This window comes from Agromyces luteolus (assembly GCF_009729855.1).
Lineage (GTDB): Bacteria > Actinomycetota > Actinomycetes > Actinomycetales > Microbacteriaceae > Agromyces > Agromyces luteolus.
Genome location: NZ_WODA01000016.1, coordinates 61,562 through 77,615, shown reverse-complemented (window position 1 = coordinate 77,615; position 16,054 = coordinate 61,562). Strand labels below are relative to the sequence as shown.

The following is a 16,054-nucleotide window of genomic DNA, read 5'->3' as shown; positions in this document are numbered from 1 at the left end:
CAGATCGGAGCGAACCCCCATGGCCTGGAGCCTCGTCCTCGACATCCTGCTCGTGCTCGTCCTCATCGGCGCGCTCGTGCACGGATGGCGCGCCGGCCTGCTCCGGACCCTCGGCGGGCTGCTCGGCCTCATCGGCGGCGGCATCGCCGCGTACATCGCGATGCCGTGGGTCGTGTCGTTCGTCGCGGCCCCCGAGTGGCGGGCGCCGATCGCGATCGCGGTCGCCGTGCTGCTCCTCGTCGCCGGCGCGTCCATCGGCGGCGCGATCGGACGCGCGCTCGGCCGGGGCGCCGAGTCCGTGAAGCTCGGGCCGATCGACCGCGTGCTCGGCGCCATCGTGAACACCATGGTCACGGCGTTCGTGGTCGCGCTCGTCGCGTCCGGCGTCGGCTCGATGGGCGTGCCCGTCGTCTCGCCGGCGGTCGCGGGATCGTGGGTCGTGCGCGGCATCGACCAGGTCACGCCGCAGCCGGCGCGGACCCTCATGGCCGAGCTCCGCACGGCCGCGTTCGGCGAGGCGATCCCGTGGCTCACGGGCGTCCTCGACGGGCCCACGGTCGCGCCGGAGCTGCCGTCGGGCGGCGTCGACGACGCCGAGCTTCGCGCGGCCGCGGCATCCGTCGTCAGGGTCACCGGGCTCGCCTTCGAGTGCGGCGGCAACCTCACGGGCTCGGGCTTCGTGGTCGCCCCCGGCCGCGTGGTCACGAACGCGCATGTCGTGGCGGGCGTCACGGAGCCGATCGTCGAGGCGCCGGGCCGCGGTCCCGTCGCGGGGCGTGTGGTCTCGTTCGACCCGGGCGCGGACCTCGCCGTGATCGCCGTCGACGGGCTGGACGTCGCCCCGCTCGAGCTCGCCGACGCTCCCGGCGCCGACACCGACGTGGCCGTCGCCGGCTACCCGTTCGGCGGTCCGCTGGAACTGCGGGCCGCCCGCGTCATGGCCAACGGGCCGATCACGATCTCGATCGACGGCGACACGACCTCGCGCGACGTGGTGACGCTCGCGGCCGCGGTCGACCACGGCAACTCGGGCGGCCCGGTGCTGACGGGCGACGGCGAGGTCGGCGGCGTGGTGTTCGCGAAGTCGCAGACCGTCGACAACGTGGGCTTCGCCGTCCCGGTCGCCACGCTCGAGCCGCTCGCCGACGAGGCGCCGTCGCTCAGCGACCGCGTCGACTCCGGCAGCTGCGCGTTCTGACGACGGCGCGGCTCGTGGCCGCGAGCCGGCAGGCGGCCGGGTCCGGGCTCACTCGGCGGTGAAGCCGGCGAAGCGGATGCCCCAGCTGAGCTCCCACTGCTCGCCCGGGTCGAGCCAGCGCAGGCCCTTGCCCGAGTTGAACGCCTCGGCGGGCGCGGTCATCGGTTCCACCGCGATGGCCCGGCTCTCGCCGGGGTAGCTCTCGGTCGTGAACACCTGCACGTAGGCGAACTCGTCGTCGGCCCAGACCGACACGGATCGGCCGTCGGGCGCGACGAGCGTGTGCTCGACGGTGCCGTCGACCGAGGCGACCTCGCCGAACGCGTCGTCGAGGTCGACGTCGCCGACGCGGCGCCCCTCGCGGAAGTCCCATTCGGTGCCGTCGACGGGGACCTCGACCGTGGGGAGCAGGCGGTCGTCGACCTCGAGGTGGCTCGCGGCGTCGAGCCGGAGCACCAGGTCCTCCGTGGGCACGCCGCCGATCTTCACGAACGGGTGGGTGCCGACCGCGACGGGGGCGGGCTCGCCGCCGACGTTCTCGAGGAAGTGCGTGACCTTGAGCCCGTCGGAGACGAGCTCGTACCGCACGGCGGTGCGGACGAGGAACGGGTAGCCGAGCTGCGGGAAGATGGTCGCCGCGAGGGTCACGGAGTCGCGGTCCTGCTCGACCGGGACGTACTCGGCGTACCGCAGCAGGCCGTGGATCGCGTTCCGCCGCGCGGGCTCGGTGATCGCGAGCTGGTAGGTCCGGTCGCCGTGGCGCCACACGCCGTCGCGGATGCGGTTCGGCCACGGGACGAGCACGATGCCGGAGCCCGAGGGCGGCGTCTGGTCCTCGCCGTACGGCGGGACGAGGTCGATGCCGTTGATGGTGAGGGTGCGCAGTCCGGCGGCGACCGCGGTGATCGTCGCGCGCACGTCGCCTGTGGAGGTGGTCGTCTCGAGCTCGAACTGATCGCCCGTGGGGAGATTCATGCACACCACCCTAGGGCCGGTCGGCGGCGTGGGCGACGAGGACGTCGAGTCCGGCGTCGCGCAGCTCGCCGATGAGGACGCCCGGGGCCGCGGCATCCGTCACGAGCGCGTCGAACGCGTCGACCGGAGCGATCCGGCCGAGGTGGACCTCGCCGAGCTTCGACGCGTCGGCCACGACGACGGCGCGCGCGGCGCGCGCGAGCATGAGGGACTTGACGGATGCCTCGGGCAGGTTCGCGTTCGTCACGCCGAGCCGAGGGTCGACGCCGTTGCACCCGATGACCGCGAGGTCGACGTGGATCTCGTCGAGCACGGAGCCGGCGAGGGGGTGCACGAGCGAGTGCTGTCGGGGCCGGAGGGTGCCGCCCGTCACGACGACCGTGAACCGCGGGATCTCGGGCTCGAGTTCGAGCGCGATCGAGAGGCCGTTGGTGAAGACCGTGACGTCGTCGAGGTCGTCGCGCGCGCGGAGGGCGCGGGCGACCTGGAGCGTCGTGGTGCCGACGTCGAGGATGACGCTCTGCCCGCTCCGCACGAGCGATGCCGTCCGTTCCCCGATGAGCTGCTTGGGGACGACGGATGCCGCGAGGGCCTCCTCGAAGCTCGGCTCGCGCTCGGGGCGGGGGTCGACGGCGCCCGCGCCGGAGGGCACGGCTCCGCCGTGGACGCGACGGACGGCGCCCGCCCGCTCGAGCGCGTCGAGGTCGGCGCGGGCGGTCACGGGCGTCACTCCGAACGACTCGCTGAGCTCGACGACGCGCACGAACCCGCGCTCGGTGACGAGGTCGGCGGTGAGCCTGCGGCGGTGCGCGGCATCGGGCTGCATGGGACCAGTGTGCGCCGGGCGTCCCTGCTTTGCAATACGAAACCCTCTTGTTTCTCAAACGAAAGTCGCGTACCGTGGCCGCGTGCAACAGACCGAACCCGGCCTCCTCGACCCGCGCATCGCCGTGCGCCGCTCGACGCTCGCCGACGGCCGCGAGCTCATCTACTTCGACGACGCCGACACGACGCTCCCCGCGGAGCGCGCGATCGACGCGCGCACGCTCGACCCGCGACCCGCGATCGCCGAGATGCGACAGGACCCGCTCACGGGCGAATGGGTCTCGATCGCCGCCGCACGCCAGAACCGCGTGTTCCTCCCCCCGGCCGACGCCGACCCGCTCGCGCCGCAGACCGCGACGAACCCGTCCGAGATCCCGAGCACGTACGACGTCGCGGTGTTCGAGAACCGCTCGCCCTCGTTCGGCCCCGACCTGGCCGACTGGCCCGACTCGGCCGAGGGGGCGACGGATGCCGCGGCATCCGTCCTCGCCGACGTGCGCGCCGTCGGCATCGGCCGCCGCCTGCCCTCGCACGGGCGCTGCGAGGTCGTCTGCTTCAGCCCCGAGCACGAGGGCTCCTTCGGCACGCAGTCCGTCTCGCGCGCCCGCACGGTCATCGAGGCCTGGGCGCATCGCACCGCCGCGCTCTCGGCGCTCCCGGGCGTGCAGCAGGTGTTCCCGTTCGAGAACCGCGGCCGCGAGATCGGCGTCACGCTCCCCCACCCGCACGGCCAGATCTACGCCTACCCCTACGTGACCCCGCGCACCGAGCGGCTGCTCGCCGCGATCGACGCGTACGGGCCCACGCTGCAGGCCGACGTGCTCGAGCGCGAACGTTCGGGCGAGCGCGTGCTCCTCGCCGCCGAGCACTGGACCGCGTACGTGCCCTTCGCCGCCCGGTGGCCGGTCGAGGTCCACCTCGTGCCGAACCGGCACGTGCCCGACCTCGCCGAGACGACGGCCGAGGAGCGCGACGAGCTCTCGCGCGTCTACCTGCGGCTCCTGCGCGGGGTCGACCGGCTCTACGACACGCCCACGCCCTACATCGCGGCGTGGCACCAGGCGCCGGTGCACGAGCACCGCGACGACGTGCGGCTCACGATGCAGCTGACGAGCCCGCGCCGCGCCGCCGACCGGCTCAAGTACCTCGCCGGGTCCGAGGCCGCCATGGGCGCGTGGATCGGCGACGTTCCGCCCGAGGCGCAGGCCGCCGCACTGCGCACCGCGATCGAAGGAGTCGAGCTGTGACCGACGCCGTGGCCTCCGCCCAGCACCTCTTCGCCGAGCAGTACGGCCGCCGCCCCGCCGGGGTGTGGTCGGCGCCCGGCCGCGTGAACCTCATCGGCGAGCACACCGACTACAACGACGGCTTCGTCTTCCCCTTCGCGATCGACCGCCGCACGACGGTGGCGCTCGGCGATCGCGACGACCGGGTCGTGCGCGTCTCGTCGACCTTCTCGCCCGAGACGATCGAGGTGCACCTCGACGAACTCACGCCCGACGCCGTGAGCGGCTGGGCCGCGTACCCGCTCGGCGTCGTCTGGGCGCTCGGCGAGTCCGGCGCCGACCTCGCGCACGTCCGCGGCGTCGACCTGCACATCGACTCCGACGTGCCCGTCGGCGCCGGTCTCTCGTCGTCGGCCGCGATCGAGTGCGCCGTCGCGCTCGCGCTCGACGAGCACTGGGGCCTCGGCTTCGACCGCCCGACGCTCGCGAAGATCGGCCGCCTCGCCGAGAACCGCGTCGTCGGCGCGCCGACCGGCATCATGGACCAGTCCGCGTCGCTCCTCGGGGAGGCCGACGCGGGCGTGTTCCTCGACTGCCGGAGCCTCGACGCCGACGTGATCCCGCTCGGCTTCGCCGAGGCCGGGCTCTCGCTCCTCGTCGTCGACACGCGCGTGAGCCACGCGCACGCGACCGGCGGCTACGCCGCGCGGCGCGCGTCGTGCGAGGCCGGCGCCGCCGCGCTCGGCGCGGAGTCCCTCCGCGAGGTGGGCGTCGACGACCTCGACCGCGCGCGCGACCTGCTCGACGACGAGACCTACCGCCGCGTCCGGCACGTCGTGACCGAGAACCAGCGCGTGCTCGACACGGTCCGCACGCTCCGTGAGCACGGCCCCGGCGCGATCGGCCCGCTGCTCGACGCCTCGCACGTGTCGATGCGCGACGACTTCGAGATCTCGGTGCCCGAGCTCGACCTCGCGGTCGACACCGCGCAGGCGAACGGCGCGATCGGCGCGCGCATGACCGGCGGCGGCTTCGGCGGAGCGGCGATCGCCCTGGTGATCGACGACCTCGTGCCCGTGGTCGGCCGCAAGGTCGTCGAGGCGTTCGCCGAGCACGGCTACCGCGAACCCGGGGTGTTCACGGTGCACGCCGCGCAGGGCGCGCGACGCGACGCCTGAGGCGGCCCGGTCAGCTCGGCTCGACCGCCGTCGGCGTACCGCCCGTGATGCGCACGAGCTCGTCGAACGTGGTCGGGAACACGGTCTTCGCGTGCCCGGCGGCCGCCCACACCTCGTCGTAGCCGGCGAGGTCGACGTCGACGAACGTGCGTACCGGCGCGGGATGCCCGACGGGCGCGACGCCGCCGATCACCTGGCCGGTCGCGGCCTTCACGACCTCCTTCGACGCGCGGCCGATCGTGCCGCCGAGCTCGGAGCCGAGCCAGTCGGTGTCGACCCGGTGCGCGCCCGACGTGAGCACGAGGATCGGCTCGTCGTCGAGCGTGAACACGAGCGAGTTCGCGATCTGGCCGACCTCCACGCCGAGCGCGTCGGCCGCGAGCTTCGCGGTCGTCACGGCGTCGTCGAACCACACGATGCGCGCGTCGACGCCGACGGCGGCGAGTGCGGCGGCGACGCGATCGACGGCGGCGTGCGAGGGGGCGGCGGTCTGCTCGTCGGTCATGGCTCCGATCCTACGAGCGGATGGCGCGGCATCCGTCGCCCGTCACCGGACCCGCGGCGCAGCCGGCCGTTCACCGCGCTGTCGTAGGGTTCGAGCGTGACCGCCTCCCCGCCGCCGCACGATCGCCTCGCCCGCCGTCTCGGGCTCCGCGGCGCGGTCGCCATCGGGCTCGCGGCGATGATCGGCGCGGGCGTGTTCGCGGTGTGGGCGCCGGCCGCGCAGGCCGCGGGCGGGTGGCTCCTCGCCGGGCTCGCGATCGCCGCGCTCGTCGCGTTCGCGAACGCCGGCTCGACCGCGCAGCTCGCCGTCCGCTACCCGGAGTCGGGCGGCGCGTACCGCTACGGCCGCGAGCGGCTCGGCGCGTGGCCGGGCTTCCTCGCCGGGTGGGGCTTCGTGATCGGCAAGACGGCGAGCTGCGCCGCGATGGCGCTCACCGCGGCCGCGTACCTCGTGCCGCCCGCGTGGTCGAAGCCGGTCGCGATCGCCGCGGTCGTGGTGCTCGTGGGCGTCAACGTGCTCGGCGTCACGCGCACGGCGCGGGTCGCCTCGGTCATCGTGTCGGCCGTGCTCGCGGTGCTCGTCGTGGTGGTCGCGGCCGGGTTCGCCGCGATCGCGGGCGTCGGCTGGGACGCCGGTGCCGCCGGGCCCGAGGCGGCCCTGCGGTCGGCGGATGCCGCGCCCGGCGCGCTCGGCGTCTACGGCGTGCTGCAGGCCGCCGCCCTGATCTTCTTCGCCTTCGCCGGCTACGCGCGCATCGCGACGCTCGGCGAGGAGGTGCGTGAGCCGCGTCGCACCATCCCGCGCGCGATCGGCGCGGCCTTCGCGATCGTCGTGGTCGTGTACGCGCTCGTCGGCACGGCGGCGGTGGGAGCGCTCGGAACCGACGCGCTCGCGGCATCCGTCGCCCCGCTCGTCGACGTCGTCGCGGTCGCCGGATGGCTCTGGGCCGAGCCCGTCGTCCGCATCGCGGCCGGGGTGGCCGCACTCGGCTCGCTGCTCGCGCTCGTCGCGGGCGTCGGGCGCACGAGCCTCGCGATGGCGCGCGACGGCGAGCTGCCCCGCCCGCTGACGGCGGTGCATCCGCGCTTCGGCGTGCCGCACGTGGCCGAGATCGCGACGGGCGTCGCCGTGATCGTGCTGCTGCTCGCTGCCGACCTGCGCGGCGCGATCGGCTTCTCGTCGTTCGGCGTGCTGCTCTACTACCTGGTCGCCAACGCGTCGGCGATCACGCAGCCGGCGAGCGAACGGCTCGTGCCGCGATGGCTCTCCTGGTTCGGGGCGATCGGATGCGTCGTGCTCGTCGTCACGCTCCCGGTCGCGTCGATCGTGGCCGGCGCCGCGGTCTTCGCCGTGGGCGCGGCGGTGCGCGGCATCCGTCTCGCCGTCGCCGCCAGGCGTACCTGACGCCGGGCCGCCGCCCGATCACAGGAGCGGCGCCGATGGGCAGGACCATCCGCGCCAGAACGTCCTGCACATCGCCGGAGCTCCTGCGATGCCTACCGGCCGCACCTGCCCATCGGCCCGGCAATAGGCTGACGGCATGAGCGCCGACCCCGCAGCCCGCATCCTGACCATCGCCGACGTGCCGGCACCCGAGCTCGAGCCGACGGCCTTCGTCGCGCTCGGCGCCGTCGTCGTCGGGCAGGTGCGCCTCGCCGCGCGGTCGAGCGTCTGGTACAACGCCGTGCTGCGCGCCGAGGCCGAGCCGATCACCCTCGGCGAGCGCTCGAACCTGCAGGACGGCGTGGTCTGCCACGTCGACGCGGGCTACCCCGTCGTGATCGGCGCGGGCGTCTCGGTCGGCCACCGCGCCGTGCTGCACGGCTGCACCGTGGAGGACGACTGCCTCATCGGCATGGGCGCGACGGTCCTCAACGGTGCCGTGATCGGTCGCGGCTCACTCGTCGCGGCCGGCGCCGTGGTGCTCGAGGGCACCGTCGTGCCGCCCGGCTCCCTCGTCGCCGGCGTGCCGGGCAAGGTCCGGCGCGAGCTGACCGCCGACGAGCAGTCCGGCATCCGGCGCAACGCCGAGGCGTACCTCGCGCACGCCGCCCGGCACGCGGCCGACGTCGGCTGACCCGGCCTCCGCCGACCCGTCGGGCGCGACCGGCTCCGCGCCTCCTGCGGGTACGCCTGCGAGCAGCCGAGCGAGGCGCCGCCGGGTGCGCCGCACCCGGCGCACGACGCCCCGGGCCGGGACGCCGACGCCCCAGGCGAGCGCGCCGGAGAGGCTGCGATCGTGCTCGCCGAGCATGCGGCGGCGCTCGAACGCCGAGCGGAGCGCGCCGCCCGAGAGGTCGTGCCGGCGATCGAGCGGCGGCAGCGGCACGATCTCGCGCGCCTCGACGAGCGCGGAGAGTCGCGTGGCCCAGTCGTCGGCATCGCGGCCGTGGAAGTAGTTCTCGCCGAGCCAGGACGCCTCGGCGAGCCGGAATCGCCCGGCCGCGAGGTCCTCGGTCGACCCGAACAGCCCCGCGCCCTCGAACACGGTGTTGATCATCGACGGCGAGACGCCGAAGTCGTCGAGGAGCAGCGTCGGCAGGCCGAGCGCGATCGACTCGAGCGCCGCCGTCGAGCTGACCGTCACGAGTGCACCGGCACGTTCGAGGTGGGCCGCCATGGGCCCGTCCTCGACGACGAGGTTCGGCGGCAGCCCCCCCGCGGCGCCGAGGTCGCCCATCAGGTCGGCGTAGTCGTGCGCCTCCTCGTGCGTCTGCGCCTCGCCCGCGCGTGCGCGGACCTTCACGACGACGCGGCGGTCGGGCCGCCGACGGGCGAGTTCGGCGAGCGCCGAGAGCACGAGCATCCGCGCGTCCTCGCCGACGGGGACCTTCGCCTGTGCGGCGAAGATGACGTCCGTGCCGCCCGGAGCGGTGGCATCCGTCGACCCGTCGCCCGCCGAGAGGAACGGCAGCGTCGCCAGCCCGAACATGCGGTCCACGCCGAGCTCGGCCGCGTTCGCGCGGAACTCGCGCACCTCGCGACGGCTGTGCAGCACGATCAGGTCGGTCTGCTCGCGGTAGATCACGGCCTTCGGGACCGCGGGGATCGTGAGGCCCGGGAAGCCGCTCACGAGCACCGGGCGGTCGCGGCGGCGGAGCAGCCGCGGTGCGATCACCCGGACGAACGGCCCGCGCAGCGCGAGCAGCACGGCGTGCGGATCGAAGGCGTCGAGTTCGTCGTCGAGCCCGTGGATTCCGGCGGGCCCCTCGAGCGGCAGGATCCGCGCGTCCGCGGGCGCGAAGCGCGTGCCGTCGAGGGCGTGCTCGAGCTGGCGCTCGCTCGGCTGCACCGGCGAGGCGACCACGACGAGTCGCGACGTCCACTCGCCGGGCAGCGTCGAGGCGAGCGCCGCGCCCCACTTCACGTACGAGTCGGAGTCGCCGACGACGAGGAGGCGCCGCTTGGCGGCATCCGTCGTCGGGGCACCCGGAGTGCCGGTCGCGGGGCCACCCGTCACGCGAGCACCCGGCGCAGCTTGGCCTTCGGGGCCTCCTCGCCCGGGTAGACGCGCTTCACGCCGTCGCCCATGGCCTCGCCGATGATGCGGATGTCGCGCACCAGGTGCTCCAGACCCTGCGGCTCGAGCGAGGCCGAGTGGTCGGAACCCCACATCGTGCGGTCGAGCGTGATGTGCCGCTCGACGGCGACCGCGCCGAGCGCGACCGCGGCGATCGAGATCTGCAGACCGCGCTCGTGGCCGGAGTAGCCGACCGGCACGCCCGGGTAGCGGCGCTTCAGCGCGGGGACCATGAGGAGGTTCGCCTCCTCCGACGGCATCGGGTAGCTCGACGTGGCGTGCATGATCACGAGGCGCTCGGTGCCGAGCACGGTGACCGCGCGATCGATCTCGTCGAGCGTCGACATCCCGGTCGAGAGGATGACCGGCTTGCCCGTGTCGCGCACGGCCTCGAGCAGCTCGATGTCGGTGACCGATGCCGACGCGATCTTGTGGGCGACCACGCCGAACGACTCGAGGTCGGCCACGGCCGGCGCGTCCCACGGCGACGCGAACCAGTCGAGGCCGTGCAGGGCCGCGTGGCGGGCGACCTCGGCGTACTCGTCGCGGCCGAACTCGACGCGGTGGCGGTACTCGAGGTAGGTCATCGTGCCCCACGGCGTCTCGCGCGGCGTGAGCTTCATGTGCTCGGGCGTGGAGATGTCGGGCGTGCGCTTCTGGAACTTCACGGCCTGCGCACCGGCGTGCGCGGCGACCTCGATGAGGCGCTTGGCGATCTCGACGTCGCCGTTGTGGTTCAGGCCGATCTCGGCGATGACGTAGACGGGGTCGTACTCGCCGATGGCGGCGTGGCCGATGCGCACGGACATGGTGGCTCGCTTTCGTGGTGGGTCAGGTCGCGGAGGACGCCGCGGCGATGGCCTCGCGCTGCTCGCGAGTGGGGTGGGCGGGATCGAGCTCGCGCGACTCGCGCGCCAGGTCGGACGCCCCGGAGCCGAGCTTCGCGTCGCGGGCGGCGAGCACGAGCTCGGCGAGCTCGCGCACCGCGCCGTGGCCGCCGTGCCGCTCGAGCACGTGACGGGCCCGCTCGAGCGCGTCGGGCGCCGCGTCGGGCACGGCGAGCGGCCAGCCGACGAGGTCGAGCGCCGGGATGTCGCCGCGGTCGTTGCCGAGGTAGGCGATGCGGTCGAGACGGATGCCGCGGGCGGCGGCCCACTCGCGCAGTGCGGCGCCCTTGTCAGCGAGCCCCTGGATGACGTCGATCCCGAGCTTCTCCGCGCGGCGGCTGACGACCGGGTTGGCCTCGGCCGAGAGGATCAGCACCGGGATGCCCGCGTCCCGGAGTCTCGCGACGCCGTGCCCGTCGGCCCGGCTCACGCGCACGGATTCGCGGCCGAGCTCGTCGACCGCCGCGGTGTCGTCGGTGTGCACGCCGTCGAAGTCGGTCACGACCGCGTCGACGTCGATGAACGGATGCCGCGGGTCGGCCATCCACGCCACGCCCTCGCGGCGCGCGAGCGAGGCGGCGATGCCGCCCGCGAGCCGCCGGTCGACGCGCGGCGCGAGCACGCGGGCCCGGGCGAGGTCGGCGGCGTCGTCGATCTCGATGGCCGTGTCGGGGTGGACGCGCTGGATGCCGATGCGGCCGAAGAAGCGGTGCCCGGCGAGGACGAATCCGTCGGTGCGGAGCACGTAGAACGCGCCCGTCTCGAGGAACTCCTGCTCGCGGTCCTGGCGGCGCGGGCGGTTCGAGGGGTCGTGGTTCACGCCGATCGCGCTCGCGCCGTCGGCGTCGTCCGCGCGCTCGCGCCAGAGGAACCCGTGCGTCGGCGTCGCGGCGAACACGACGTCGCGCTCGCCCTGCTCGACGCGCGCGACGGCCGCATCGAGGTCGGCCGGGTCGATGAAGGGCGAGGTGGCCTGGATGAAGACCGTGACGCCGCCGGGCTCCTGCCCGAGCGCGTCGATCGCGTGCAGCAGCGCCGACTCGCTCGACGCGGTCGCGTTCGCGAGTTCGGCCGGGCGCGCGATCACCTCGGCGCCGGCGCCGCGCGCGGCATCCGCGATCTCCTCGTCGTCGGTGGTCACGACGACGCGCCCGATGCGCTCCGCGGCGAGCGCGGCGTGCACGGCCCTGGCCACGAGCGGCACGCCCCCGACGCGTGCCACGTTCTTGCCCGGCAGGCCCTGCGACCCGCCACGGGCCGGGATGATCGCGATCGCGCGCACGGCGCCGGCCGGCGTACCGCCGCCGGCGGCGGCGGGGCTCGTCCCGGTGCGGGCGGCGCGGTCCCCCGACGCGCCGACGCCGTCCCGGTCCGGTCCCGACTCGGCCGCGCCGGCGGCGGTGGCCTCGGTGGAGTCACTGCGGCTCATGCCGCGAAGCTAAGCGCGGGACGCGTCCGCCGGGTGCACGTCGGGTGAACGCCGGGCGACGTTCAGGCTGACAGCGGATGCCGCGGCATCCGCCCGCACGTTTCGCGCCGGGCCCGCGCGCATGAGAATCCGTGGAACAGAGCCGCAGGGCCACCCGTAGGGCGGATTCTCATGCGGAAGACCGCTTCGGGCTCAGCGCCCGTGCAGCTTGATCTCGGCGGCCTTCACGACGTTGGCGAGGAGCATGGCGCGGGTCATCGGGCCGACGCCGCCGGGGTTCGGCGAGAGGTGGCCGGCGATCTCGGCGACCGCCGGGTCGACGTCGCCGGTCAGCCTGCCCTTGCCGGTCTCCTCGTCGGAGACGCGTGTGATGCCCACGTCGAGGACCGCGGCGCCGGGCTTGACCCACTCGGGCTTGACCATGTGCGGCACGCCGACGGCCGCCACGACGATGTCGGCGCGGGCGACCTCGGCGGCGAGGTCCTGCGTGCGGGAGTGCGTGAGGGTGACGGTGGCGTCGAGGCCCTTGCGCGTGAACAGCAGGCCGAGCGGGCGGCCGACCGTGAGACCGCGGCCGATCACGGTCACGTGCCGGCCTCGGATCGGCACGTCGTAGCGCTGGAGCATCTCGACGATGCCGGCCGGCGTGCACGGCAGCGGCGAGTGCAGGTCGCCTTCGATGCCGAGCACGAGTCGGCCGAGGTTCGTGGGGTGCAGGCCGTCGGCGTCCTTGTCGGGGTCGATGAGCTCGAGCATCGCGTTCTCGTCGTGGCCGGTCGGCAGGGGCAGCTGCACGATGTAGCCGGTGACCTCGCGCGCCGAGTTGAGGTCGCGGATCGCGGCGCGGACGTCGGCGGAGGTCGCCGACGCCGGCAGGTCGACGCGGATCGACTCGATGCCGACCTCGGCGCAGTCGCGGTGCTTGCCGGCGACGTACGAGCGCGAGGCGGGGTCGTCGCCCACGAGCAGCGTGCCGAGGCCCGGCACGATCCCGTTCGAGCGGAGGTCGGTGATGCGCGAGGCGAGCTCGGACTTCACGGCCGACGCGGTCGCGACGCCGTCGAGGGTGATGGCGGTCATGTTCGGTACCTCTTCCGAGCTGGTCGACGGGATGGAACGGAGGAGATTCCGGCCGACACGCGGGTGAGCGGATGTCACGGGCGGCGCGTCGCCGCGGAATTCCTTCGACGTGTGCGGCCGGGCCCGGGGGCGGGCGATCGCGCGCCCCCGGGGCCGGCCGGGCCGGCTACTGCTGCAGGCCCGGGTAGAGCGGGAACGCCGCGGTCAGCGCCTCGACGCGCGAGCGGAGCGCCGCGACATCCGGGTTCGCCTGCAGCGCGAGCGCGATGACGTCGGCGACCTCGGCGAACTCGGCGTCGCCGAAGCCGCGCGTCGCGAGCGCGGGCGTTCCGATGCGCAGGCCCGAGGTGACCATCGGCGGGCGCGGGTCGAACGGCACCGCGTTGCGGTTCACGGTGATGCCGACCTCGTGCAGGCGGTCCTCCGCCTGCTGGCCGTCGAGCTCGGAGGTGCGGAGGTCGGCGAGCACGAGGTGCACGTCGGTGCCGCCCGTGAGCACGTCGACGCCCGCGGCGCGCGAGTCGTCGGCGACGAGGCGCGACGCCAGGATGCGCGCACCGCTCAGCGTGCGCTCCTGGCGGTCGCGGAACTCCTCGGACGCCGCGATCTTGAACGCGGTCGCCTTCGCGGCGATCACGTGCATGAGCGGCCCGCCCTGCTGGCCGGGGAAGACGTTCGAGTTGAGCTTCTTCGCGAGCTCCATGTCGCGCGAGAGGATGAAGCCCGAGCGCGGTCCGCCGATCGTCTTGTGCACGGTCGAACTCACGACATCGGCGTGGGGCACGGGGTTCGGGTGCAGGCCCGCGGCGACGAGGCCGGCGAAGTGCGCCATGTCGACCCAGAGCTTCGCGCCGACCTCGTCGGCGATCTCGCGGAACGCGGCGAAGTCGAGCTGGCGCGGGTAGGCCGACCAGCCGGCGATGATGACCTGCGGCTTGTGCTCGATGGCCTTCTCGCGCACCACGTTCATGTCGACCTGGAAGGTCTCGGGGTCGACGCCGTAGGCGACGGCGTTGTAGAGCTTGCCCGAGAAGTTCAGCTTCATGCCGTGCGTGAGGTGGCCGCCGTGCGCGAGCTCGAGGCCGAGGATCGTGTCGCCGGGCGTCGCGATCGCCGAGAGCACGGCCGCGTTCGCGGTCGCGCCCGAGTGGGGCTGCACGTTGGCGTACTCGGCGCCGAACAGGCTCTTCGCCCGCTGGATGGCGAGGTTCTCGGCGACGTCGACGAACTCGCAGCCGCCGTAGTAGCGGCGGCCCGGGTAGCCCTCGGCGTACTTGTTCGTGAGCACCGAGCCCTGCGACTGCAGCACCGAGACGGGCACGAAGTTCTCGCTCGCGATCATCTCGAGCGTGGTGCGCTGGCGGTTCAGCTCCTGCTCGAGCACCTCGGCGATCTCGGGGTCGACCTCGGCGAGGGGCTGGTTGAAGACGGATGCGGCGCCCGCGACGGCGTCGGCGGGGGCGTCGGTGGTGAGTGACTCAGCCAATGGATGGCTCCTTCGGGATGACATGCGGACCTGCGGAAATCGCCTCGTGCGCGACTCGCGCCCCGAGGCCTCGCGTACCGGCCCAGGCGTGCGGTCGGTCCGTGCCAGTCGCTCCCCGATGGTCACCCATCTCAACGCCAGTCGCGACGCCGCCAAGCATAGCAACGGATGCCGCGAGCCCACGCCGCGGATGACGCGCGCGGTCGCGGCGCCCGGCGCGCCCGCCGGTGCCGGCGATATCGTGGCCCGGTGACCTCCGCGCCGACGACCGTCATCCACTCCGCCCGCATCGTGTCCGGCGGCGACACCGTCCCCGACGCCTGGGTCCGGTTCGAGGGCGACCGGATCGCCGGACGCGGCATCGGCGAGTCCTGGCGCGACGCGCCCGCGGTGCGGGCGGGCGAGGCCGGGGTGACGGATGCCGCGGGCCGCTGGCTCACGCCCGGCTTCGTCGACATCCACTGCCACGGCGCGGGCGGCGCGGCGTTCGACGACGGCGCGGACGGCATCCGGACCGGGCTCGCGGTGCACCGCGCGCACGGCACGACCCGGAGCGTGTGCTCCCTCGTGACGGCGCCCGTCGACGCGCTCGCCGAGCGCCTCCGCGCGATCGCCGCGGTCGCGGCATCCGACCCGCTCGTGCTGGGCGCCCACCTCGAGGGCCCGTTCCTCGACCACGAATTCCGCGGCGCGCACGACCCGTCGATGCTGCGCGCGGCCGACGACGAGGCACTCGACCGGCTGCTCGAGGCGGCCGACGGCACGCTCCGGCAGATCACGATCGCGCCCGAGCACGAGGGCGCCGAGGCGGCGATCGCGAGGCTCGTCGACGCGGACGTCGCGGTCGCCGTCGGCCACACGGGCGCCGACTTCGACACAGCGCTGCGCGCGTTCGACGCCGGGGCGTCGATCCTGACGCATGCGTTCAACGGCATGCGCGGCATCCACCACCGAGCCCCCGGACCCGTGGTCGCGGCGATGCGCGCCGACCACGTGACGCTCGAGGTGATCGGGGACGGCGTGCACGTGCACCCCGACGTCGTGCGCCTGGCGTTCTCGGGCGCGCCCGGGCGGGTCGCGCTCGTGACCGACGCCATGGCCGCGACCGGCGCGTCCGACGGCGCGTACGTGCTCGGCTCGCTGTCGGTCGACGTGCGCGACGGCGTCGCGCGGCTCGCCGACACGGGGGCGATCGCCGGATCGACGCTCACGCAGGACGAGGCGCTGCGGCGCGCCGTCCTCGACTCCGGGATCCCCCTGCACGAGGCGGTCGGCGCGCTCACGGTCACGCCCGCCTCGGCGATCGGGCGCGCGGGCGACCTCGGCCGCCTCGACGTCGGCTTCGCCGCCGATGCGGTGCTCCTCGGCGACGACCTCGCGGTCGAGGGCGTGTGGGGCGCGGGCACGCGCATCGCCTGAGCGTCGTCCCCGGGCGGAGCGGGGGGCCTGTTCCCCTTCGCCCCCGCGCCCCGTCCCGGTCGCCGTCCCGCGCGATCCCCCACGCGGTCCGCACCGACTCCGAGCGACCTCCCGGCCCCTTCCCCGGTGCGCGGTCCCTCACCTGAGAGACGCCGTCACCGCCGGATCATGACGCGACTTCACGCGATCCGCCGACGGAAGCCGTTCGGCGAGCACGGGCGTTTCGTCGATCCGCCCGCTCATCGGGTTGAATGAGCGGGACCGCACAGCAGCCTGCCCGGCGCGGACCGCCGGCACCCGAAGGCGATGCGTGCGTTCCCGGGCAC

At 74.5% G+C, this 16,054-nt stretch carries 13 protein-coding genes, 1 pseudogene and 1 riboswitch; of the genes and pseudogenes, 6 read left to right on the top strand and 8 right to left on the bottom strand.

The window, feature by feature from the left end:
• The first annotated feature begins 19 nt into the window (after window positions 1-19).
• Window positions 20-1,198: a MarP family serine protease gene (locus GLX25_RS08415; RefSeq protein WP_155842071.1), complete on the top strand. Its 1,179-nt coding sequence runs from the start codon at window positions 20-22 to the stop codon at window positions 1,196-1,198.
• A 48-nt stretch (window positions 1,199-1,246) separates the two neighbouring features.
• Here the strand turns inward: GLX25_RS08415 and GLX25_RS08410 are convergent, their stop codons facing one another.
• Complete coding sequence (locus GLX25_RS08410; protein ID WP_155842070.1) at window positions 1,247-2,173, bottom strand: aldose 1-epimerase family protein; 927 nt, start codon at window positions 2,171-2,173, stop codon at window positions 1,247-1,249.
• Window positions 2,174-2,183: 10 nt separating this feature from the next.
• Entirely contained in the window at window positions 2,184-2,999 is an 816-nt protein-coding gene (locus GLX25_RS08405; RefSeq protein WP_155842069.1) for a DeoR/GlpR family DNA-binding transcription regulator, read from the bottom strand.
• Between the two features lie 82 nt (window positions 3,000-3,081).
• On the opposite strand from GLX25_RS08405, the gene galT reads away from it, so the two are divergent.
• Both galT and galK read left to right on the top strand, forming a co-directional pair.
• On the top strand, window positions 3,082-4,245 hold the full coding sequence (gene galT, locus GLX25_RS08400; RefSeq protein WP_271192607.1) for a galactose-1-phosphate uridylyltransferase: 1,164 nt from the start codon (window positions 3,082-3,084) through the stop codon (window positions 4,243-4,245).
• Window positions 4,242-5,402 (top strand): galactokinase, encoded by a 1,161-nt coding sequence (galK, locus tag GLX25_RS08395; RefSeq protein ID WP_166548616.1) that lies wholly within the window; start codon window positions 4,242-4,244, stop codon window positions 5,400-5,402. The genes galT and galK overlap by 4 nt, the downstream gene beginning before the upstream one ends.
• Window positions 5,403-5,412: 10 nt before the next feature.
• On the opposite strand, the gene GLX25_RS08390 is transcribed toward galK, so the two are convergent.
• Window positions 5,413-5,907: a YbaK/EbsC family protein gene (locus GLX25_RS08390; RefSeq protein WP_155842067.1), complete on the bottom strand. Its 495-nt coding sequence runs from the start codon at window positions 5,905-5,907 to the stop codon at window positions 5,413-5,415.
• A gap of 96 nt (window positions 5,908-6,003) precedes the next feature.
• On the opposite strand from GLX25_RS08390, the gene GLX25_RS08385 reads away from it, so the two are divergent.
• Window positions 6,004-7,311, top strand: coding sequence for an APC family permease (locus GLX25_RS08385; RefSeq protein ID WP_166548615.1), 1,308 nt, complete (start codon window positions 6,004-6,006; stop codon window positions 7,309-7,311).
• Window positions 7,312-7,447: 136 nt separating this feature from the next.
• Window positions 7,448-7,984: a gamma carbonic anhydrase family protein gene (locus tag GLX25_RS08380; protein ID WP_155842066.1), complete on the top strand. Its 537-nt coding sequence runs from the start codon at window positions 7,448-7,450 to the stop codon at window positions 7,982-7,984.
• A gap of 282 nt (window positions 7,985-8,266) precedes the next feature.
• Here GLX25_RS08380 and GLX25_RS19355 read toward each other — a convergent pair.
• From GLX25_RS19355 to glyA, 5 genes and pseudogenes are all read right to left on the bottom strand, one after another.
• A pseudogene (locus GLX25_RS19355) lies at window positions 8,267-9,367 on the bottom strand (DUF6716 putative glycosyltransferase); the annotation flags it as partial.
• On the bottom strand, window positions 9,364-10,236 hold the full coding sequence (locus tag GLX25_RS08375) for an N-acetylneuraminate synthase family protein (protein ID WP_155842065.1): 873 nt from the start codon (window positions 10,234-10,236) through the stop codon (window positions 9,364-9,366). The pseudogene GLX25_RS19355 and the gene GLX25_RS08375, both read right to left, overlap by 4 nt.
• Window positions 10,237-10,258: 22 nt before the next feature.
• The gene (locus GLX25_RS08370) at window positions 10,259-11,743 is read right to left on the bottom strand and encodes an acylneuraminate cytidylyltransferase (protein ID WP_155842064.1); all 1,485 of its coding nucleotides are present in this window, start codon (window positions 11,741-11,743) and stop codon (window positions 10,259-10,261) included.
• A 192-nt stretch (window positions 11,744-11,935) separates the two neighbouring features.
• Window positions 11,936-12,823: a bifunctional methylenetetrahydrofolate dehydrogenase/methenyltetrahydrofolate cyclohydrolase gene (locus GLX25_RS08365; protein WP_155842063.1), complete on the bottom strand. Its 888-nt coding sequence runs from the start codon at window positions 12,821-12,823 to the stop codon at window positions 11,936-11,938.
• 166 nt (window positions 12,824-12,989) lie between these two features.
• Entirely contained in the window at window positions 12,990-14,309 is a 1,320-nt protein-coding gene (gene glyA, locus GLX25_RS08360; RefSeq protein ID WP_271192608.1) for a serine hydroxymethyltransferase, read from the bottom strand.
• A 73-nt stretch (window positions 14,310-14,382) separates the two neighbouring features.
• Window positions 14,383-14,464: riboswitch (ZMP/ZTP riboswitch) on the bottom strand.
• 94 nt (window positions 14,465-14,558) lie between these two features.
• Between glyA and nagA the strand changes: the two genes are divergently transcribed.
• Entirely contained in the window at window positions 14,559-15,728 is a 1,170-nt protein-coding gene (nagA, locus tag GLX25_RS08355; RefSeq protein WP_271192609.1) for an N-acetylglucosamine-6-phosphate deacetylase, read from the top strand.
• Window positions 15,729-16,054 lie beyond the last annotated feature (326 nt).